This is a genomic window from Paenibacillus herberti (assembly GCF_002233675.1).
In the GTDB taxonomy this organism is placed as follows: Bacteria; Bacillota; Bacilli; order Paenibacillales; family Paenibacillaceae; genus Paenibacillus_O; species Paenibacillus_O herberti.
In genome coordinates, this window is sequence record NZ_NMUQ01000001.1 from 1,962,063 (window position 1) to 1,984,665 (window position 22,603).

Consider the following 22,603-nt stretch of genomic DNA (forward strand, 5'->3'; position numbering starts at 1 on the left):
CTGGTAACACTGGACTGACCGGCGCTACTGGCGATACCGGTTCTACTGGTTCGACCGGAGCGACTGGACTCATGGGAACGACCGGCACTACTGGCTCTACTGGCTCTACTGGCTCTACCGGTTCTACAGGTTCTACAGGTTCTACAGGTTCTACTGGCTCTACCGGTTCTACAGGTTCTACAGGTTCTACAGGTTCTACAGGTTCTACAGGTTCTACAGGTTCTACAGGTTCAACTGGTTCGACTGGTTCGACTGGGTCGACTGGGTTCACGGGCGCTACTGGCAACACCGGGTCGACCGGCGATACTGGTTCGACGGGATCGACTGGACTCACCGGAACTACTGGTAACACGGGCTCTACTGGTTTGACCGGAGCTACGGGAGTCACTGGTGTTACTGGTTCCGCTGGAGCGACCGGACTTACCGGAACGACCGGCTCCACGGGCTACACCGGAGCTACAGGCTTTACTGGTGTCACTGGGGCTACTGGTTCCACAGGTTTGACTGGATTAACTGGATTCACCGGAGTTACTGGCAGCACCGGCTCCACCGGCGTTACTGGCGATATCGGTTCTACAGGTGCGACCGGCGCTACTGGGTTCACGGGGACTACTGGCAACACCGGGACGACCGGCGCTACTGGAGATACTGGTTCGACTGGGGCCACGGGCGCTACGGGCAACACTGGGCCGACCGGCTCCACGGGCGACATCGGTTTTACAGGTTCGACCGGAGCGACTGGACTCATGGGAGCAACTGGTAGCACCGGAACTACCGGCGTTACCGGTGCGACTGGATTTACAGGAGCTACTGGCAACACTGGTGCAACCGGCGCTACTGGCGACACCGGTTCTACTGGGACTACAGGCTTTACTGGGGCGACAGGTGACACCGGCTCCACGGGTACGACTGGAGCGACTGGACTCACAGGAGCTACTGGCTTCACTGGTGACATCGGTTCTAAAGGTGCTACCGGAGCTACGGGGGTCACCGGAGCGACTGGCAACACTGGAATCACCGGCGCTACTGGTTCGACGGGAGCAACTGGGTTCACCGGAACTACTGGCAACACTGGTCCAACCGGCTCCACGGGCGACACCGGCGACACCGGCTCTACAGGTGCGACTGGGCTCACGGGAGCTACTGGCAGCGCCGGAACTACTGGCTTCACTGGCGACACCGGCTCTACAGGCGCGACCGGAGCTACGGGGGTCACCGGAGCGATTGGCAACACTGGAACCACCGGCGCTACTGGTTCGACGGGAGCGACTGGGTTCACCGGAACTACTGGCAACACTGGTCCAACCGGCGCCACTGGCGACACCGGCTTTACAGGTGCGACTGGAACGACTGGGTTCACGGGAGCTACTGGCAGCGCCGGAACTACCGGTTTTACTGGCGACACCGGTTCTAAAGGTTCGACCGGAGCTACTGGTAACACTGGTCCAACCGGTGCCACTGGCTCTACAGGTTCGACCGGAGCTACTGGTTTCATAGGGGCTACTGGCAACACTGGACCGACTGGCACTACTGGTGACACCGGCTTTACAGGTTCGACTGGCGCGACCGGACTCACGGGAACTACTGGCAGCATCGGAACGACCGGCGCCACTGGTGATACCGGCTCTACAGGAACTACGGGTTTTACTGGGGCGACAGGTTCAACTGGACCAACTGGTTTTACAGGAGATTCTGGGAACACCGGTTCTACAGGTTCGACTGGACCGTCTGGGTTCACAGGGACTACCGGCAGCACCGGACCAACCGGTGTTACTGGTGACATTGGCTCTACAGGTTCGACTGGGGCAACTGGGTTCACCGGAACGATCGGCAGTACAGGTGACACTGGCTCCACTGGTTTGACTGGGGCTACGGGCGTTACTGGCGACACTGGCCCTACTGGTTCAACCGGAGCTACGGGGCTCACAGGAGCGACTGGCAGCACTGGATCGACTGGCGCTATTGGCGACACCGGCTCTACTGGTTCGACCGGAGTGACTGGGTTCACGGGGACTACTGGCAGCACCGGAACTATCGGCATTACCGGTGCGACTGGATTTACAGGAGCTGCTGGCTTTACTGGGGCGACAGGTGACACCGGCTCCACGGGAACGACTGGAGCGACTGGACTCACAGGAGCGACTGGCTTCACTGGCGACACCGGCTCTATAGGTTCGACCGGAGCTACGGGCGAGACTGGACTGACTGGCTCTACTGGCAGCACTGGAACCACCGGCGCTACTGGTTCACCTGGAGCGACTGGGTTCAATGGTGCGACCGGCAGTACTGGTTCGACTGGCTTTACAGGAGCTACTGGCGCTACGGGCGACACTGGCTCTACAGGTGCGACTGGACCGACTGGAATCACGGGCACTACGGGCAGCATCGGATTCACCGGCGTTACCGGTTCTATTGGTTCGACGGGAGCGACTGGATCCACAGGGGCTACTGGCGATACCGGTCCTACAGGCTCGACTGGACCGACTGGGTTCACAGGAGCTACTGGCCACACTGGACCAACTGGCGCTACAGGCGGCACCGGATCCTCAGGAACTACGGGCTTAACTGGAGCAACCGGCACTACGGGCTCTACGGGCAGTACTGGATTAACTGGGGCTACGGGGATCACCGGATCCACAGGCAGCACTGGGCAGACTGGAGAAACAGGCAACACCGGCTTTACAGGCACGACTGGGGTTACAGGAGTTACCGGCGCTACGGGCGATACAGGAACCACAGGCATTACTGGTACGACTGGATTGACTGGGTTCACGGGGGCTACCGGAAACACCGGTTCTTCTGGAGCTACTGGCATTACTGGCTCCACTGGGGCTACCGGTTCGACAGGTTTGACTGGGACTACAGGCGTTACTGGCTCTACTGGGGCGACCGGAGTAACTGGGTTTACGGGCGCTACGGGCGTGACTGGCTTTACCGGCTCTACAGGCGTGACCGGGGCTACCGGCGCTACCGGCGCTACCGGCGCTACCGGCGCTACCGGCTCCACAGGCGCCACTGGTGCCACTGGAGCTTCTATCACCGGGGTCACTGGGGTCACCGGGGCTACCGGGGCCACGGGCTCCACAGGTGCCACTGGAGCTTCTGTCACCGGGGCTACCGGCGCAACTGGCTCCACGGGCGCCACTGGAGCTTCTATTACCGGGGTCACCGGGGTCACCGGGGCTACCGGGGTCACCGGGGCTACCGGGGCCACGGGCTCCACAGGTGCCACTGGAGCTTCTGTCACCGGGGCTACCGGCGCAACTGGCTCCACGGGCGTCACTGGAGCTTCTATCACCGGGGTCACCGGGGTCACCGGGGCTACCGGGGCCACGGGTTCCACAGGTGCCACTGGTGCTTCAGTCACTGGGGCTACCGGCGCAACTGGCTCCACAGGCGCCACTGGAGCTACCGGGGCCACTGGCTCCACTGGCGCCACTGGAGCTTCTGTCACCGGGGCTACTGGCGCCACAGGTCCTACCGGAGCCACCGGTAGAACCGGAACTACCGGAGCTACTGGTTCCACCGGTTTTACCGGCGCCACAGGCCCTAACATTTTAGCCAATGGCTTTTCAGCAACCAGAGCGCCAAGCACGGCAACAACCAGTGCTCAGTTAACGAACTGGTCTACCACATTACCGTTTTACAATGGTACGGGATTCAACGCAACAACCGGCAACTATACCGTTCCTGTGACCGGTCGTTACTCCATCGAAGCAACGCTCAGCTACACAACTACGGCAGCACTATCCATCTCACTTGGCGCTGCAATCAACCCGGCGTTTATCATACGAAGAACTGCTCCAACTACTACGGACTTGGTCACAGGGTTGTTCCCGATCCTAGACGTAAATATACTGCTACTGCTCACGCTGAGGGCTATTCTCGGCTCCTCCACCGTCACGATGACAGGCGAATATGAATTAAATGCAGGCGATGTAATCGGCATTTTTTACGTCGCGAACGGCCTGACGGTGAACCTCAACCTAGGCGGCGTGGGCTCCTCCGTCTCGACCTGGTCCGTGCACCAAATGGTCTGATTCCGCGCAAAAAAAACTCCGGTTCCGCTTCCGAAGCGGCCAACCGGAGTTTTTCCATTATTGTCCTGCTAAACCGAGCAGCTCCCTCAGCTCCGCATCGGATAAACCATCCGATTCCATCCCGCCCGGCTGGACAAGCTCCTCCATCAGCCCTTGCTTGCGCTGCTGGAGCTGATGCATTTTAGCCTCAATCGTGCCTCGCGCAAGCAGTCGAATGACATGCACGACCCGCTTCTGCCCCATTCGATGCGCCCGGTCCATCGCTTGCTGCTCCACAGCCGGATTCCACCACAGATCGTATAAAATGACCGTATCCGCCCCCGTTAAATTCAAGCCGGTCCCTCCAGCTTTTAAGGACAGCAAAAATACATCCCGCTCCCCTTCGTTAAAACGGCGGCACATCGGCACTCTGTCTCGGACCGGCGTCGAGCCGTCCAGCTGGAAACAATCCAAGCCTGAATCCTCGAGCCTCCGGCGAATGATGCCTAGCATTGTGGTGAATTGGGAAAATACGAGCGGGCGGCGGCCGGACTCCAGCGCATCCTTGACCAATCCGACCAGCTGCTCCAGCTTGGCCGAACCTCCCGCATAATCTTCCACGAACAAGCCGGGATGACCGCAAATTTGCCTGAGCCTTGTTATGCCTGCCAAAATACGGATGCGATTTTGCTCCAATTCGTCTTTATCGATATGCTTCAGAGTCTCCTGCTGCAGCTGCACAAGATAAGCGGCATACAATTTCTTCTGCTCTGGCAGCAGCTCTGCGCTTTGGAGTGTCTCGATTTTATCTGGCAGCTCTGCCAATACGCTGCTCTTCAGCCTTCTCAGCAAGAAGGGACGTACCCGCGCAGCAAGCTCCTCCCTGCGAAGCTCCTCAAATTGCTTTTTGCTGCCCAAGAGACGAGGGAATACCGCATGGAAAATGGACCACAAATCAGCTGCGTGATTTTCCACCGGCGTTCCGGTTAAAGCAAATTTGTACTCTGCGCTCACTTGAGTCACTGCTTTTGCGGTAAGTGTCGACTCGTTTTTGATACTCTGGGCCTCATCTAAAATAAGCGCAGTATAGGGATATGCCGCGTACGCTTCCCCATCCAAGCGAAGCTGCGGGTAGGAGGCAACAACAATGTCCACCTCTTTTATAGAGTCCAGCTTTCGCAAACGCTCTTTTTTGGCGCCGTCCGGAATCAGCACACGCATGTTCGGAGCAAAACGTTCCAGCTCGGCTGCCCAGTTGTATACAAGTGAAGAGGGACATACGACCAGCACAGGCCGCCGCTCAGCGCGAATTTCCGGGAGCAGGGACATCATGAACGCGATGGCCTGAAGCGTTTTGCCAAGCCCCATTTCATCTGCCAAAATGCCGCCGAACCGGTAAGCCGCCAGTGTCTTCATCCATTGGTAACCGGCCTTCTGATAATCTCGCATAACATCGTCAAGCTGAGCCGGAAGCGGATAATTCGCCTGTCCCGCCCCCTTGAGCGTCTGCAGCAGCTGTTTGGCCTGCTCACTGGTGTGAACAACCGGACTGGAAGCCGCCGCTTCGAGCAAAGGCACTCCCGCAGGCGCCGGCATCCGGTACCCATATGAAGTTTTATCAGCATAGGTGAAACCCGTCTCATTAATATAACGAATCATTTCCTGGTAAGCTTCTGACTGCAGCGGCAGCAGCGACCCATTGCGCAAACGATAGTACGGCCGCTTTTCTTCCAACGAAAGCAGCACAGCGCGTATTTCCGACTCGGGAACTCCGTCCAACTCAAAGCGGAATTCCAGCCAATCGGTGCGCTCGTCAGGATAGACACGGATGATGGGCGGTTGTGCCTGCACATGAAGCCGCGTTTTCACCGCTGTTGTCGCGTACACCTGCACAAACTCTTCCAATCGCGGAAGCACCGTATATAAAAAATGAAACTCATCCTCTTCGCCGTCCAAAAAACAGCCGCGCTCGGTCAAGCTCATTCGGCCTTCGCCCATAAGCTCCAGAATGTCATACTCCTTCTCGCAATCGCGGACGAGCAGCTTGCCGGTTGCACGCCGCTCTTCTTGCTGAAAGGGCCGAAACATTTCCTCTCCATATTGGAATTCCAGATCCGCCAGCAGCCTGTCCCTCACTCGATCCAAATACAGCTTTGCTTTCAAAGGCGGATGTTCGATCCGCTCCGCCATTGAACCGCTTAACCGCACCTCCGCCAGCCTTCCAAGCCCGGGCAGCACATGCCGGCTCAGCTCTTCCAGCTGATCCCGGTTTAGACTGATCCCTGCATTCGAGGACGCTCGAAACAGCTGTTGCAGAGCCGCCAGCCTCCCGCAAATCTCGCCACCGCATTCATGCAGCTTGCCACGTTGAAGCACGATGCCGTATGCGTCCAAAACGAGCAATTCATCAAGCCCTTCCGCCGCAAGAACTCCCCCTCCCTTTAAACCGGAAGATAGCTCAAAGCTAATTCCCATCGAACCGGTACGGTCCGGGGCAAAAGACTGCTCATGCTCTCCTTGGCGCAAACGGGCTTCGGAACAAACCTCTGCCAGCCGGGACAACGAGGGCCACTCCGCCGGAGGAATTTCCAGCAGCTCCTCTCGCCGAAGACCATTCAGCCCGTCCGCCTCCGATCGAAGCAACTTTTCCGTAGACACAATCCTTCCCAATTGGCGAATCAAAGCAGCCGTCCCTTCTGCGAACCGGTGCCTCTCCGGATCATAGGCCGATCTCCGGGTTATCGTTGCCGCGCGCCCCTCTGTCACTCTCTCCAAAAAACTTCTCAAACGGTAAATCGGCTGCCAGCCTCCTTCAACAAAAACGTTGAGGCTAACGGCCAATAGCAGCGTCTCTCGCATGACCCTAGGCTGGAACTTCAATCTCATTCCGAGCGTCTCGCGCTGGTCAAATAAAGCCGGACGAATCAATGCCGAATCGGCACGCTGACGATTGGTAAAAGCAGCCATAACATTGGCGAGTGCTGCTGGAACAGGCTCCGTTTGCTTCTCCGAACGATGAAGACGCTCACCTTGATCGGCATGATCTGCATGATCCCCATGATCTGCATCTGCCCCGCCGTTTTGCGCAGCGGCACGCGGCATTCCCTGCTCCCTCTGCCTTACGGCGTACAGGGCCGCAGCGATATGTTTGCAGCTTTTATCATAAGAACCGAGAGACGGACAGGAGCTGCAGCTTGCTTCAGTCAGCCCATGCTTGCCAAAAGCCAGCTCCACCCTTGCGGCGTCTTTGCCCAAAATGTCTGCTGACAGGCGGTCCGCCCCCGGAAGCCATTCCTGTATCACAACGAGCCCATCCGCAGCCAATTCCTTGCCCTTGCGGCTCGACAGCTTGCCGCAGCGCAGCTGAATTTCGGACTCGCTCCATTGTTCCTTTTGCATACCTTGCGTCTTCCTTCCTCCACCCGATCAGGCCCAACAAGGACAGGCCTTCGGTCCGGTTGCAATTCTCTTTATCATACCATGGAATTGGGAACTGTTCGCATGGATCAGAACAGTTAAAACACAGTTCCTCAGCTACAAATATGTGGAAATTAAAAAAGGCGATTAATTCATGAATATCAAGAAAAATCAACACTCCCCCGATTCATTTCAATTTATTTTTTAATATTTTAATTAAAATTAATAACTAATTCACGTCTTTAAATACTCTCGTCCATCAAATCGCTTCCTGAAAAATAAAAAAAATCAGATTGACACTGAAATATGCAAAATGATATAACCGAGTTGCGTAAATTTGCGCAATTATCACGCAAACTCCAAAATTTCACCCTATTTCTCGCAGAAGGTGATGAAAAAGAACAGCAGCCCGGTATCGGCACAAGCAATGTTAACCCATTAGACAAAGGAGAGTATTTTATGAAACCAAAAGGCCTTAAAATCGGAGCTATGGTCTCCGCAGCGGCAATCGCTTTTACTGCTTTTCAACTAATTGGTGCCCCACCGGCCGTCCACGCGGCTGCCTCCTACTATGTGTCAACCTCCGGCAGTGACAGCAACGCAGGCACAAGCACAGGCTCTGCCTTCAAAACGCTGCAAAAAGCCGCCAACACAGCAGGGCCTGGCGACACCGTTTATGTGCTGGCAGGCACATACAATCAAAAACTGAAAATTACAAACTCCGGAACTTCATCTGCACCAATTACATTCCGCAACTACAATACCGATGTTGCCGTTATCGACGGCACAGGCCTATCCGTAAGCGGCATGGAAGGCATTGTACAAATTACAAACGCCAGCAACATTAAAGTTCAAGGATTTGAAATCCGCAATTACAAAACCTCAACAAATGGGAATGCGGCTGTCGGAATATTTGCTACCGGCGCCGGCAGCAATGTTGAAATCCGAAATAACAACGTTCATCATATCGCAAGCACAGCGACACCAACAGGCAGCGACCGTGAAGGACGGGATGCCCACGGAATCGCCGTTTATGGAACGAGTACGACTTCCTGGAGCAATGTTACCGTTGACGGCAACACGCTAAATAACCTCACATTAGGATCTAGTGAAGCGCTTGTGCTGAACGGCAACGTCGACGGGTTTTCCGTGACCAACAATGCCATCCATCACTCCGACAACATCGGCATCGATATTATCGGGTTTGAAGGAAAGGCCCCTAATTCATCCCTCGACCAAGCTCGCAACGGCGTCGTTAGCGGCAATAACATCTATAATGTCAGCGTTCAAGGGAATCCTTCCTACCCATCAACGGATTACTCGGCAGGCGGAATTTATGTCGATGGCGGCAAAAACGTGGTCATTGAACGCAACCGCAGCTACAACAATGACATCGGCATTGAAGTGGCCAGCGAATGGCCGACCAAATCCACCTCTTTTATCACCGTGCGCAACAACCTGGTTCATAATAACAGCTACACGGGAATCGCCATCGGCGGTTACGATACCCAGCGCGGCTCCACTACAGATAGCAAAATCGTCAACAACACCCTTTACAACAACGATTTGGTCGGTCAAGAAGGCGGTCAGCTGCTTATTCAATTTGATACCAAAAACAACATCATTAAAAACAATATTTTGGTAGCCAGCTCGTCCAAAATTTTGATCCAAAACCAATTCACCCAAAACTCCGGCAATGTTGTGGACTACAACCTCTATTACGGCGTTGGCGGAACATCGGGCTTAACATGGAACTGGAAAACTTCTGGTTATACAAACTTTAGCACGTACAAATCTTCAACCGGCAACGATGCCCATTCCATCGTAGCGAACCCGCAGCTAGCAAGCCCAACAACAAACTTTACGCTGAATACAGGATCTCCGGCCATTAACACAGGCAATACGGATACTTCCATCATCGGCTCCACCGATCTGGCTGGCAACGCGCGAGTTCTCGGCGGCATAGTTGATATCGGCGCATACGAAAAACAATAATTCGCTCCCCTATCAGGCTGCTTCAACTCCAGAAGCAGCCTTTTTTATTCCGCCAAAAATCGACTTAAATTATTTTTTCAGCGTTGACACTCAATTTGGAAAATGTTATAAACAAGTTGCAGGGTTTTGCGCAACTTTTTCTTTTCTTTTGCGCAATTGTTAGTACGCTTTCATAAGGAGGTGAATCGGCAGCAACGACAGCCAGAGATCGGCATAAGATGACTATTTTAACGAAAAAAGGAGAATGATTTATGACAAAGACCAGATTTAAAGGTTTCAAACTGGGAGCAATGGTGACCACAGTGGCAATCGCCGTCTCAGCTTTTCAATTGGTCGGTCCTGCAACTACCGTACACGCTGCTACTTCCTATTATGTTTCCACTTCGGGAAGCGACAGCAACGCAGGGACAAGCACAGGCGCCGCTTTCAAAACGCTGCAAAAAGCCGCCAATACGGCTAATGCCGGAGATTCCGTATTGGTTATGGCAGGCACGTACAATCAAAAGCTGAAAATCACCAAGTCTGGAACATCTGGTTCGCCAATTACATTCCAAAACTATAATAATGGCGCAGTTGTTATTAACGGCAGCAGCTTGTCCGTCAGCGGCCGCGAGGGCCTTGTCCATATGGCGAATGTCAGCAACATCAAAGTTCAAGGCTTCGAAATTCGCAACTTCCAAACGTCAAGCTCCGGAGCCGTCCCGGTAGGTATTGCCCTTGAGGGTTCAGGCAGCAACATCGAACTTCGGAATAATAACGTAAATAATATTAAAAACACTTCTTCTAGCAGCAGAAACGCTCACGGTATTTCCGTTTACGGCTCAAAAACAACCCCTTGGAGCAATATTACGATTGATGGCAATACGCTGAGCAATCTCGTATTGGGAAGCAGCGAGTCCATGGTACTTAACGGCAACGTAGACGGGTTCTCGATTACGAACAACATCGTTCGCGATAACGACAACATCGGTATCGATATTATCGGCTTTGAGCAAACAGCACCTAACGGATATGACCAAGCTCGCAACGGTGTTATTCGCGGCAACAGTATTTCGAATATAGCCGTTAAAAATAACCCCGCTTATGAGAGCAACTGCTACTGTGCAGGCGGCATTTATGTAGATGGCGGCAAAAACGTGGTCATTGAACAAAACCGTAGCTTCAACAATGATATGGGCATCGAGGTAGCAAGTGAATGGAAGGGCAAATCCACCTCCAACATTACCGTCCGCAACAACCTTATCTACAACAACAGATACACAGGAATCGCCATCGGCGGTTACGATACCGAGCGGGGCTCCACAGTGGACAGCAAAATTGTCAACAACACTCTCTACAATAATGATACCGTCGGCAATGACGGCGGCCAGCTGCTCATTCAGTTCGACACCAGAAACAACATCATCAAAAACAATATTATGGTTGCCAGCTCTTCAGGCATTTTGATCCAAAATCAATTCACCCAAAACAGCGGAAATATCGTGAACAACAACCTGTACTACGGTGTAAACGGGACATCCGGCCTGAAATGGAACTGGAAAACGTCCTCTTATACAAACTTTAGCACGTACAAGTCTTCAACCGGCAACGATGCGAACTCTGTGGTAACCAACCCTCTGTTCGTAGGCGCAACAAGCTCCAACTTCACTCTCGGCACTGGCTCCCCGGCCATTAACGCCGGCAGCACGGATACTGCGATTATCGGCTCCAATGATTTTGCCGGCAACGCACGAGTTCTTGGCGGCACCGTCGATATCGGAGCGTACGAGAAACAATAATATTATTTAATAAGGCTGCCCCATCGTGGAGCAGCCTTTCTTTTTTCCAAGTTAGCATCATTGCAATGCAGTTATATTAAAAATATTTCATTTATAATAGTTTTAGTTTGTTTTTCTATGAAAATAGTAACAAAAGTCAGCTTGAGTAGGCTCTTGAAGTTGACAGTATATTTGCATAAATGATATAAACCTAGTGCAGGTCCGCCATTTTAAACTCATTTATCGATAAAAGGAGACTCCATGATGAAGCACACACAAAAAAGATTGAAACTAGCCCTCATGGCTACCGCTGCAGCAACAGCTATCTCCACCTTCCAGTTTGCCGGGAATGAATCTATCGTACATGCAAGCTCCTCCTATTATGTTTCGCCAACAGGCAGTGACAGCAATTCGGGAACGAGCACAGGCTCCGCCTTTAAAACGATTCAGAAAGCTGCCAATACAGCTGCTCCTGGCGATACCGTATATGTGCGTGGCGGTACTTACAATCAGAAGCTGAAAATTACCAAATCCGGCACAGCTGCCGCCCCAATCATCTTCCAGAGCTATTCTAATGAAAAAGCCGTAATCGATGGAAGCGGCCTTAAAGTTTCCGATCAGAGCGAAGGTCTCGTCGAAATCTCCAATGCCAGCAATATCAAATTTAAAGGTTTTGAGGTTCGCAACTTTAAAACTTCTGTATATGACGAAGTGCCGATGGGAATCTCCATATTCGGATCTGGCAGCAATATTGAGCTGAGCGGAAATAAAGTGCATCGTATCGAGAGCAACGCCAAAGTAAGAAGAGACGGCGACGATTGGTCCGGCCGGAACGCGCACGGAATCGCCGTTTACGGAACCGAATCCACCGCTTTGAAAAATATTACGATTACTGGAAACGAACTGTCGAATCTCGTGCTTGGATCAAGCGAGGCGCTCGTTCTGAATGGCAACGTTGATACGTTCAAGGTGACCAATAACCTCGTCCATGACAACGATAACATCGGAATCGACATCATTGGTTTCGAGGGTACCGCTCCCCAAAACGATCAAGCCCGCAACGGACTCGTAAGCGGCAACACCGTCTACAACACTACCGCTACGAAAAATCCGTCCTACGGCCCTGTTCCGAACGATCAGTATTCCGCCGGCGGAATCTATGTTGATGGCGGCAAAAACGTTGTCATTGAACGCAACAAAAGCTACAACAATGACATCGGCGTTGAGCTCGCTAGCGAGCATCAAGGCAAATCCACCAGCGGCATTACGCTGCGCAACAATTTGATCTACGGAAACAGCTATACCGGCATTGCGATCGGCGGTTACGATACGGCACGCGGCTCCACCGTCGACAGCAAAATTGTCAACAATACGCTCGTCCAGAACGACACGATCGGCTATGAGGGCGGCCAGATATTGCTTCAATACGATACCAGAAACAACATCATCAAAAACAACATCCTGGTTGCCAGCTCTTCCAACATTATGATTCAGAATCAATATGCCAAAAACAGCGGCAACGTGGTGAATTTTAATCTCTACTATGGAACTGGCGGAGCAAATGGATCGGAATGGACATGGAAAAACAGTACCTACAAAAACTTTGCCGCCTATAAAAAGGCCACTAAAAACGATGCAAACTCCGTATTTGCCAATCCACTCTTCGTGAACGCAGCCGCTCGCGATTACCGTCTGAACACTTCTTCCCCAGCTATAAACAAAGGGGAAAAGCTTACGGCAATTATCGGCGCGACCGATCTGGCCGGTAAAGCACGGGTTGCCGGTTCCTCGGTTGATATCGGGGCTTATGAAGTAAAGTAACATCTTCAAGCATGTAAAAAGCCATAGCGATGCTCAGGATTTAATCCTGTGCCGCTATGGCTTTTTTTTTCATTAACTCAACGGCTCTATCTGAGGACAGCCCGAACCTTCCTATTTCTTCCTCATATTATGATGATAGAACATCATTGGGAGGAATAGAGAATGAACAAAGAACAGGCCGTTGTCAGCACTTTCAAAGGGTCAACTCTCGGAATAATTCTTGTTTTATTTATTTTGCTGGTTATTGTAGTTAGCGTATTTTGCGGATCTTCATTTAATAATAGCGGCGTCGATGAAGATCTCTCCATTGCATCTTCAAGAAATTTTAGGCTTACAAATGACTCCAGTTCATCTGTAGTGTTAACGCTTAGTAGAGGGGATTTTGAACCGCCGGGTCCACCGGCTCACGTAGCAATTCCACCGAACACTTATTATGGATTTGAGGTAAGCTCTGTTTTAGCACTAACACGTACAGCCTATGCCGGATTTGGCATAGTGCTTGGAGGCACTGGTGTCGGTGTTATGGAAACAACATTGGTATCAGGAAGAGCGGGAACATACTCAGGATGGGTCATGGACCGATTTACTTCTACTGTAGTCACCTATACAATCAACGGTACAAATCTTACCCTTACAGACGCTCCCGTATTATTATAACTAGCTCGAACCTTTCTCTGAATCTCAAGAGTTTCTGAAATAGACATGACCAGTAAAGCGCAAAATTTGCTATAACAAAAAACAAGGCCGCCGCTTCGTTATCAGTAGACAACGAAACGGCGGCCTATTGTTGTTCTTATTAATCCTACCAGCGCTCTACCTGCGTCAACACAGACAGCTTTGCTGTGTCTGCCATACTGATCATACCTGTGCTGCTGGACATCGCATTGGCGGCGCCCGCTGCCGTCGCTAACCGCAAGGACTGCGCAACTGTGAACCCTCTCGCATTCGCCACAGTCCAGCCGGCGACAAAACAGTCGCCGCTGCCGACGGCGTTAACCGCGTTGATCGCAGGCGGAACAGCTCGCCACAGCTCGCCCTCCGCTGTTGCTGCGATGCATCCTTCCTTGCCAAGCGAAACGATTAGTACTTTAACTCCCTTAAGGACAAGCTCGGACATAAGCTGCTGCACAGCGGCCCTATTACGCGGATCGGCTCCGGTCCACTGCCTGAACTCCTCTTCGTTAGGCTTGATCGTATGCGGACCCGCCTCAATTCCCTGAATTAGTGCCGCTCCGCTCGTATCCAAGACAATATTGGCTCCTTTGGAACGGGATATAGCGATCAGCTCGGCGTAATAACTATCATCCAGCCCTTTCGGCAAACTCCCCGACAGCGTCATCCATTCGTCCGGCGTGCTCAGCGCCTCCCATCGACCGAAAAACTCCTGCGCCTCTTCTTCCTTTACAACAGGCCCGGATTCCAGAATTTCGGTTGAGATGCCGCTTGAATCATCAATTAAGTTCAAACACATTCTCGTAAGTCCTTGAACATACAGCCAATCCTGCTCGATTCTAGATTCGTAGAGAGAGGTTTGAATCCACTCTCCGTTGTCTCTTCCCAAAAATCCGGTCGCTGTGACCTGTGCGCCAAGGGAGGCGGCAGCTCTGGAAACATTCAGCCCTTTGCCACCTGGTGTCGACTCCTGCATGGTCGCTCTTTGCACGCTGCCAATGGATAGTTTGGGAACATGGAGCCTCTTGTCCACAGCGGGATTCAGAGCTCCGCACACAATGGAAGACCTAAGCTCAGGATACATGACCCACCGCGCGGCCAACCGCGCCGCACATGCGGATTTTTTCTTTGGCGGCCTCGCGAAGCGCGTCTTTCGCCGGCTTCAAATAATGGCGGGGATCGTCCACAGCGGGATTGTCCGCGAACACCTTTTTGATCGCATCCGAAAAGACGATTCGCAGTTCAGTTGCAACGTTCATTTTGGCCATGCCAAGCGCAATTGCCCGCTTCACCTGCTCCTCCGGAATGCCGGAGCCACCATGCAGAACAAGCGGCACCCCGACGCGGGAAGCGATACGCCCAATTCGGTCAAAGTCGATATTCGGCACACCTTTATAGATGCCATGCGCGGTGCCGATAGCAGGTGCCAGCGTTGCAACACCGGTTGCCGCCACAAAACGCTCGCATTCCTCTGGATCGGCCAGTGTCGCTTCATGGTCCTCAACCGTAATGTCGTCCTCGACGCCACCGACTTTGCCAAGCTCAGCTTCCACATTGATGCCAATTGCCATGGCCAGCTCAACCACACGTTTTGTATCCGCCACGTTATCCGCGAAGGGCTTCATGGAGGCGTCGATCATAATGGACGTATATCCAGCGCGGATGCATTGGACGATCATCTCGAACTCATGGCAGTGATCCAAATGCAGGGCGACCGGGACATGCGTCTTGGAAGCCGCGACCCGCGCAGCAGTAACTATATAATCAGCTCCAAGATGTTTAACCGTACCCATTGTTGATTGCAAAATAACGGGAGCGTTCAGCTCCGTCGCCGCTTCGACGACGGCTTGAAGCATTTCTAGCGTATGAACATTAAATGCGGTAACGGCATAACCGTTTGCGCGCGCGGCTTGAAGCAGCGGAGTGGATGAGACCAAAGACATCGTTATTCCTCCTGATGATCAAATAAGAACAACTTGCGTGAGATTACGAGGTTCGTCGGGATTATTGCCGCGCTTCAGCGCTGTAAAATAACCGTAGTATTGAAGGAACGGAAGCGCCGCGACGGCGCGTGCTTCGTCAGAGCCGCCAACCAGGCCTGTTTCCACAAACGCATCGGCGAAAGCAGTGTCTTCTCCTGCAGCGGAGGCAGCTACGACAACATACGCTCCATAGTCCTGCATTTCGCGCGCAACCTTAAGCTCCGCTTCGCGGGACCGATCGGATACAAGTACGATCACGCAGGTATGCTGGTCTACGATCGACTTTGGACCATGCCGGAATTCCAGCGTTCCGAAGCTCTCCGTCCATGTATTGGACATTTCCTTAAGCTTGAGGCAGCCTTCCTCCGCGATGCCGAACATCGCTCCCATGCCGAGGAATACTGTGCGGTCGAAATTCCGGGCGGATACGGCCGCTTGCGCAAGCTGCTCCCCTTCCCGCACCCGCTCCTCTTGCGCCTGTACAAGCTGATCCAGCTCCTGCAGATGCTCCCCGGATCGATCGGATACAAGAGCAATTGCCGTTTGCATGCCGACGATCATACTAGCGAGAGATTTGGTCATGACTGTGCTTTTCTCTGCACCTAGCTTGGACACAAGGCTGTCTCCAAGCTTGGCCATGGAGCTTTCTGCATAACAAGTCACACCAGCGAGCCGCCAGTCCGGCAGCTCCTTGACCGAATCAAGCGCTTTAACTACCTCGGTGGATTCACCCGATCGTGATACGCCGATTGCTACCGTTCTAGATTGCTCAAGCACTACCTGTTCCCGAATCAACAACAGATCGGAGGAAGGCAAAGCCGTTGCCGGCCGCTTCAGCCAGGAACGATAAGTCGCAGCCATCGTAATCGCTTGGTAATAGGAAGAGCCCGATCCAAGAAACAAAGTTTGCTGAACCTCGGCATCACCCAAATATGTTTCGGCCCATTCCTTGCGGCGAAGCGCTTCCTCATAGGCTTCCTTAAGCGCCTGCGGCTGCTCGGATATTTCCCGGTATGTGTGAACTCCCATGATTTCCTTCATCTATTTTGTCACTCCTCGATATCATCATGCTGATGCTCCTATTCAGGCTGGCGCTCGGCCTCGCAAAAACGATTCAAGTCTTGCAAATTCAGACTACCTGCGCCACCGATGCGCAGCGTAGACAACGCCCCGCAAGCATTGGCATAAAACAGCGCCTCACTATCCGACTTCCCTGACAGACGAGCTGTTATCCAGCCGGCGTTGAAAGAATCCCCGGCACCGGTCGTGTCGACCGGCACGACCTTAACTGCTTTGCCTTCCGTCAAACTGCCGTCCGGGCCGATGACAAGCGCTCCGGCAGAGCCTCTTTTCACCGCTACATATCCACGGCGCTGGGGCAAATGCTCCACCAGCTCCTTAACATCGCTGCATTCGAATATAGCTAGCGCCTCTTCTTCGCTTGGCAAGAACCAATCGGTCCATGCCAACAGCTCCTTCAATCGCTCCCGGTCCCACTGCTCACTGGGGTCCCAGCCGACGTCAAAGGAAGTTGTCAGTCCCGCCTCCTTCGCCCTGCGAAACAGTTCCGCCCAGTGCGGACGCATGCCCTCTTGCAAATAAAAAGAGCCAAAATGGACATGAGACGCTCCTTCAAACAGGGATGCTGGAATGAGATCGGGAGTGACGGAAGCGATCGAGCCAAGGTAAGTGAGCAGTGACCGGTCGCTTCCATCGGTTAAAGAAAGGGTCACGCCTGTGCGAAGGCTGCCGTCCAGCTTGATGTTGCCTACGCCGACTCCATAACCGGCAAGCTCATTGATGCAAAATCTGCCGAATTCATCGTCTCCGACGATCGACACCAACTCTACTTCGAGGCCCAGCCCGGCCAGCCCCGCCGCCGTAATGGCAGAGGAAGAGCCTAGCGCCAGACGGAACTCATCCACAAGTTTCTCGCGATTGGGCTCGGGACGGATTCCGGTTCCCGCAAAGATCAGATCAACGTTGAGTTCTCCGATGACAATGACTTTTGAACTTTTCATGTATTCACTTCCAATCCGGCAAGTAGAGACGATCGGCTTCCCAAAGCTCTTCAAACATGCTTTTAATTTCAGCTGGTGAACAAACTGCTGCTGTCAGAGGATCAATATATAGCGCTTGCAATGCTTTCTCGCGATCTTTTTCTAGTACGGCTTGCACAGCTAATTCGAAAAAGGCCATATTGCTGCGGCAAAGCGCTGCCAAATGCTCTGGCAAACGACCGTATTGGGTCGGCTGAACTCCTTTTTTGTCCACGAGGCAAGCGACTTCCACGACCCCTTCAAAAGGAAGGTTTTCAATTAAGCCACGATTCGGCACGTTGCCATAAATGACATTAGGCTTCTCGTTGACGATGCTGTCGATAATGACCGCTGCGTACTCGTCGCTTTTTTCTAGCTTGATTTCCTGCTCCCCAGACAACATCCGTTCGATTTCTTCGTCCATTTCTTTGCGCCAGACCGGCCATTCATTGGCGTAAAAGCCAGTTGCGCCGTTGTATCCGGCCGCACAGTAGCGGTCAATCAAATCCTGTCGCTTGCGATAGTAAGGAATATATTCGGAGAAGTGGCCACTTGATTCCGAGACAAACGCGCCAAAATGGCGGGCAAAGTCAAAGCGCACCGGATCTTTGGCAAGGAAAGCTTCGTCGGACATTTTCTCAATCAACGCCGGGTATTGATCCTTGCCGTCAACTTCAAGTTGGGTGAACCAGGACATGTGATTGATGCCGCCACAACGCCAGTCCAGCCCTTCATAAGGAACGTCCAGATAACGGGCAAGCTGTTGGGAGGAATGCTGAATCGAATGGCAGAGGCCGATGACAGGCAACTTCGTCACTCTAGAGGTCGCCAGAGTAACGGCCGACATCGGGTTCGTATAATTAAGAATGAGGGCATCGGGACACAGCTCTTCTATATCCCGAACGATTTCCAGCCATACCGGCAACGTGCGTAGTGTTTTGAATAGTCCACCTGGCCCGAGAGTATCACCGATACATTGCTTGACGTTGTATCGAAGCGGAATTTCGAACTCATTGCGAACCGTCTCAAGTCCGGCCACCTCGATCTGATTGATGACAAATCGGGAACCCGCAATGACTTCCCTGCGATCTGTCGACGCTTCAACCGTCCAATTTTTTCCGCTTAATTCGATCAGACGACGCACCAGCTTAACCGACAACTCTAGCCTTCGGGCATCCACGTCGACCAGGGCAAACACGCCTTCTTCAAACCCTTGAATTTGCAAAATATCGGATGCCAAGTATTTGGTAAACATGCTTCCCGAACCAATAATCGAGATTCGCGTCAACGTCATACCCTCCATTGAATGAAATTGATTGCTCAAATTCATTATTTAACATAATTTTGATCGAGTCAACTCATTTTTTGAGATTTTATATCAAATACGCTCATTAATTTGATCGTTTTCACTCTTTTTGTGGACGAGGATAATCGTTTGTGATATTCTGAAATTGCTAGTAAGTACGATATAATGTTAAAGAAACCCGAGCCGCCTTTTAGCGAAGACTCGGGTATGAAGGAGATATACTGCATGAGCAAGATTGCTGCACGCCGTGATGGAATCATTGCTCTACTTAAAGAACAAGGATCTATTACTGCAACGGAGATAATGGAAATATTCGGAGTATCTGAAGCAACAGCCAGACGGGATCTGGAGACGCTCGAACAGGAGAAAAGACTTGTCCGGATGTTCGGCGGAGCCGTTTTGGAGAGCATCCGCAAGGAGATTCCATTTTATCGCAAGATGGAGATGAACCCGGAAGAGAAGAAGGAAATCGCTGACAAAGCTTATGCCCTTATCCAAGAAGGGGATGTCATCGGACTTACTGGCGGCACAACATGTATGTTTGTCGCTCGCCGGATCATTCAACAGCCGTTTGAACGCTTGACGGTCGTTACTAATGCGCTCAATATCGGCTTTGAGCTTGCAGGTGTACCAGGCCTGGAGCTGATTCTGACCGGCGGTGTCAACCGTACACACAGTTACGAGCTGTCGGGTCCACTTGCCGATACGATTTTGGAGCGAATTACGATTCAGAAGACTTTTCTCGGAGCAGACGGCGTTGATCCTGTGCGGGGACTCACGACGTTTAATGAACTGGAAGCCAATACGAATCGCAAGATGATCCAGCAGTCTCTGGAAACCTACGCCTTAGCTGATCACAGCAAGCTTGGACGCAGTTCTCTCTTTTTGATCGACAAATGGCGTGCCATATCAGGATTGGTTACCGACAAGGGAGCCGTTCGCGAAATGCTGGAGCCTTTTAAAGATGCAGGCATCCGGATTTTGTAAAGCAGAACTACAGGTTTGGAATTAGCTGTTTCGGGGCTCCTTGACCGAAGATTGACGGATCTTCAGCTCAAATGGAACCGAAATTTTAACGGGAACGGGATAACGTCCCCCAATGTAATCAATCAGCGTTTTGGCGGCAATATTTCCGATTTCGAGCTTCGGAATATGAACGGTCGTAAGCGGAGGCGAGCTATAAGCGGACATCTCGATGTTATCAATGCCGGCAAAGGCAATATCGTCGGGTATCCGCATGCCGCTTTCGTTCGCTGCCCGCATAGCTGAAATCGCGATCATATCGCTGGCGGCAAATATAGCTGTTGGGCGATTTTCTTTATTTTTCAGCAGTTCTTTGGTCCGTTGATAGCTCTTTTCTACATCCCAGCCACAATCAATAACCCAATCCGGATCGATTGAAATATCGGCCTCCCACAGCGCCTCCCGATACCCTCTGTATCGTTTTTCCTTTTCTATTGTATGTGATAACCCCGCACCGCCGATAAAGGCAATTCGACGATGACCTTGCTGCAGCAAATGCTGAACGACCACCTTCGCCGCCTCCACCCGATCATAGGTAATACGCGGAATTCCAGGATCGCTTACATCAACGCCAATTAGATGCGGAATCCTCTTTTTAAGCTGCGCGTACAAGTCTGGCTCCAAACCTTCCACGAGAATCAGTCCGTCCGGCGTGTTTTCATAGAGAATGCGGTTCAATACGGCCGGATTGCGGAGATCGTCCACCGATTGCACAAATGCAAGCTCATACCCCATCTCAGCAATTCCTTTTTCAATTCCTTCCAGAATTCCCGAAAAATAAGGATGATTGTACTTATTCTGTGTTACGGCCAAGATGCAGCCAACTGGTGATCCCACGGCTGGATGTTTTTTGTCGCCTTCCTGATTTTTAGCGGATTTGGTAGGTTGATATCCAAGCTCAGTCACGGCATTCCAAATCTTTCTGCGTGTTTCCGACCGGACGGAATGAGAAGCTTCATTATTAACAACTCTCGATACCGTCGATATGGAAACCCCAACGCGCTCAGCTACATCCTTCAGCGTTGTCACTTTTTTTGCACTCCTTTGTCTAATGAGAGTAAACGTTTGCGCAAATAATTAATAATTCCATCATACGGGCTATATTTAATAGCTGTCAACTTAGGCCGAGAGATATAATTCCTTTGTGTCAAAAGGCATACAATGCGGCAACGGCATCGAGCCCAAGAAGCAGGATCGATGCCTGGTTGCCAGTTTCTACTTTCCGTAAGCCTTTTTAATATCTTGGACCGCTTTCTCGATATCTCCTTTTCCGGACATCGGATTGGAAAGTTTTTGAGGGATGATTTCCCACAGCAATTTCTCTTTTCCATCAAAGAACGGTACCGGAATAGCGTATTTCTGAGAATCGATGAATACCTGTTTGTTATAACCGTCATCCTGTGCGAGGAAAGCCTCTGCTGCCTTTTTGTTAGCCGGTATGGACTGCCCCTGTTTAGCCAGAGCAATTTGTCCATCGGCTCCAGACATCCAGTCGACGAGTGTCCAGGCCGCTTTTTCTTTTTTCGTCGTAGGACTAATGGCGTTACCCGTTACCTGAACAACCGTTTTTTCTTCCTTGAATTTTGGCGGGAGCAGTGTTTCGAAATCAATGCCAGCTTGTTTGTACTCCGTCGCGTTCCAGCTTCCCCCAAAGCTGATTGCAACCTTACCGGTAGATAGGGACAGGAAAGGATCTTTGGAAAGTGTTTGCGACTGGCCATAGTTAGGTACGGCATACAGCTCCGTAATGTAGCTGCTGAACGTATTCAGCACCTCCATCGCCTCTGGAGATTCCATCGCAAATGATTGGTCATCATTGACTAGCTTGGCTCCGTTGGACCAGAGCTGGGATTCCAGCACGGAATCCGCCGATAGGGCAGCATCCATAACAAGTCCCCATTGAACGATGTTTTTCTTATTAAAACCTGCTTCATCCGCCGTTTTACCCGATTTATCCACGGTCATTTTTTGCGCAAGCTTGATGAACTCATCCCATGTCATTTCCCCAACTGGCGGTTTAACGCCTGACGGGTTGGTTTTGGCATCAGCGAAAATCCCTCTGTTGTAGTACATAATGATCGTGTTGGCATCACGTGGAAGAGCATACTGCTTGCCGCCTGATTGCAGCTTTTTGAGCACGTTCGGCTCGAACTGACTGGCATCAAAGGCGTTGTCTGTCATCTGACTAGTTAAATCCTTCATTGCGCCTAGCTTGGCGTATTTATCCAAGTAAGCCTCATCCATCTTGAATACATCTGGAAGCGTTTTGGCTGCAGCCTGAGCTGTTATCGCCGTCCAATATGTCTCCCAATCCTTGGATGTTACTTCAACTTCAATATCCGGATATTTCGCGTTGAACTGCTTCAGCAGCTCCTTGGTCTGATTGATCTCTTCCTGCGTGCCCCATTGCATGTACGTAATTTTTGTTTTCTCTGTCGTATTGCCGCCGGAATTCGTAGAAGATGGAGTCTCGCCGGAGTTGTTCCCGCATGCTGACATGACCAGAGGAATACCTAACAACGGAATAAGCCATTTCGATTTGTTTGCCGACCCTCTTTTAACCATGAAATAC

Annotated in this window: 14 protein-coding genes; 6 read left to right on the plus strand and 8 right to left on the minus strand. The window is 51.9% G+C overall.

Annotation, left to right across the window (positions count from 1 at the left end; genetic code table 11):
* A partial coding sequence (locus CGZ75_RS26450; RefSeq protein ID WP_425436460.1) for a beta strand repeat-containing protein occupies positions 1 to 4,040 on the plus strand: 4,040 nt, incomplete at its 5' end.
* 57 nt (positions 4,041 to 4,097) lie between these two features.
* Here the strand turns inward: CGZ75_RS26450 and CGZ75_RS09100 are convergent.
* Entirely contained in the window at positions 4,098 to 7,418 is a 3,321-nt protein-coding gene (locus CGZ75_RS09100) for a DEAD/DEAH box helicase (protein ID WP_089523878.1), read from the minus strand.
* Positions 7,419 to 7,895: 477 nt separating this feature from the next.
* Between CGZ75_RS09100 and CGZ75_RS09105 the strand changes: the two genes are divergently transcribed.
* From CGZ75_RS09105 to CGZ75_RS24470, 4 genes are all read left to right on the plus strand, one after another.
* A complete protein-coding gene (locus tag CGZ75_RS09105; protein WP_245850752.1) occupies positions 7,896 to 9,431 on the plus strand; it encodes a choice-of-anchor Q domain-containing protein in 1,536 nt (511 codons plus the stop codon).
* 251 nt (positions 9,432 to 9,682) lie between these two features.
* The gene (locus CGZ75_RS09110) at positions 9,683 to 11,209 is read left to right on the plus strand and encodes a choice-of-anchor Q domain-containing protein (protein WP_245850753.1); all 1,527 of its coding nucleotides are present in this window, start codon (positions 9,683 to 9,685) and stop codon (positions 11,207 to 11,209) included.
* 240 nt (positions 11,210 to 11,449) lie between these two features.
* Positions 11,450 to 13,009, plus strand: a complete 1,560-nt coding sequence (locus tag CGZ75_RS09115; RefSeq protein WP_245850754.1) for a right-handed parallel beta-helix repeat-containing protein — start codon at positions 11,450 to 11,452, stop codon at positions 13,007 to 13,009.
* A gap of 162 nt (positions 13,010 to 13,171) precedes the next feature.
* The gene (locus CGZ75_RS24470; protein ID WP_141136706.1) at positions 13,172 to 13,666 is read left to right on the plus strand and encodes a hypothetical protein; all 495 of its coding nucleotides are present in this window, start codon (positions 13,172 to 13,174) and stop codon (positions 13,664 to 13,666) included.
* Between the two features lie 145 nt (positions 13,667 to 13,811).
* Here the strand turns inward: CGZ75_RS24470 and CGZ75_RS09120 are convergent, their stop codons facing one another.
* Genes CGZ75_RS09120 through melA form a run of 5 tightly spaced genes read right to left on the minus strand, consistent with a single transcriptional unit; the run spans position 13,812 to position 18,990 of the window.
* Entirely contained in the window at positions 13,812 to 14,765 is a 954-nt protein-coding gene (locus CGZ75_RS09120) for a 1-phosphofructokinase family hexose kinase (protein WP_089523879.1), read from the minus strand.
* Entirely contained in the window at positions 14,755 to 15,624 is an 870-nt protein-coding gene (locus tag CGZ75_RS09125; protein WP_089523880.1) for a class II fructose-bisphosphate aldolase, read from the minus strand. Before CGZ75_RS09125 ends, CGZ75_RS09120 begins: the two co-directional genes overlap by 11 nt.
* 18 nt (positions 15,625 to 15,642) lie before the next feature.
* Complete coding sequence (locus CGZ75_RS09130) at positions 15,643 to 16,704, minus strand: SIS domain-containing protein (RefSeq protein ID WP_089523881.1); 1,062 nt, start codon at positions 16,702 to 16,704, stop codon at positions 15,643 to 15,645.
* A 38-nt stretch (positions 16,705 to 16,742) separates the two neighbouring features.
* Positions 16,743 to 17,684, minus strand: a complete 942-nt coding sequence (locus tag CGZ75_RS09135; RefSeq protein ID WP_089523882.1) for a carbohydrate kinase family protein — start codon at positions 17,682 to 17,684, stop codon at positions 16,743 to 16,745.
* Between the two features lie 4 nt (positions 17,685 to 17,688).
* Positions 17,689 to 18,990 carry an alpha-galactosidase gene (gene melA / locus CGZ75_RS09140; protein ID WP_089523883.1) on the minus strand — a complete coding sequence of 434 codons (1,302 nt, stop codon included), beginning with the start codon at positions 18,988 to 18,990 and terminating at the stop codon, positions 17,689 to 17,691.
* Between the two features lie 243 nt (positions 18,991 to 19,233).
* Here melA and CGZ75_RS09145 point away from each other — a divergent pair, with 243 nt between their 5' ends.
* Positions 19,234 to 19,995 carry a DeoR/GlpR family DNA-binding transcription regulator gene (locus tag CGZ75_RS09145; RefSeq protein WP_176444740.1) on the plus strand — a complete coding sequence of 254 codons (762 nt, stop codon included), beginning with the start codon at positions 19,234 to 19,236 and terminating at the stop codon, positions 19,993 to 19,995.
* Positions 19,996 to 20,016: 21 nt separating this feature from the next.
* Here the strand turns inward: CGZ75_RS09145 and CGZ75_RS09150 are convergent, their stop codons facing one another.
* Positions 20,017 to 21,060, minus strand: a complete 1,044-nt coding sequence (locus CGZ75_RS09150; RefSeq protein ID WP_089523885.1) for a LacI family DNA-binding transcriptional regulator — start codon at positions 21,058 to 21,060, stop codon at positions 20,017 to 20,019.
* Between the two features lie 186 nt (positions 21,061 to 21,246).
* Complete coding sequence (locus tag CGZ75_RS09155; protein WP_089523886.1) at positions 21,247 to 22,596, minus strand: ABC transporter substrate-binding protein; 1,350 nt, start codon at positions 22,594 to 22,596, stop codon at positions 21,247 to 21,249.
* Positions 22,597 to 22,603: the final 7 nt, after the last annotated feature.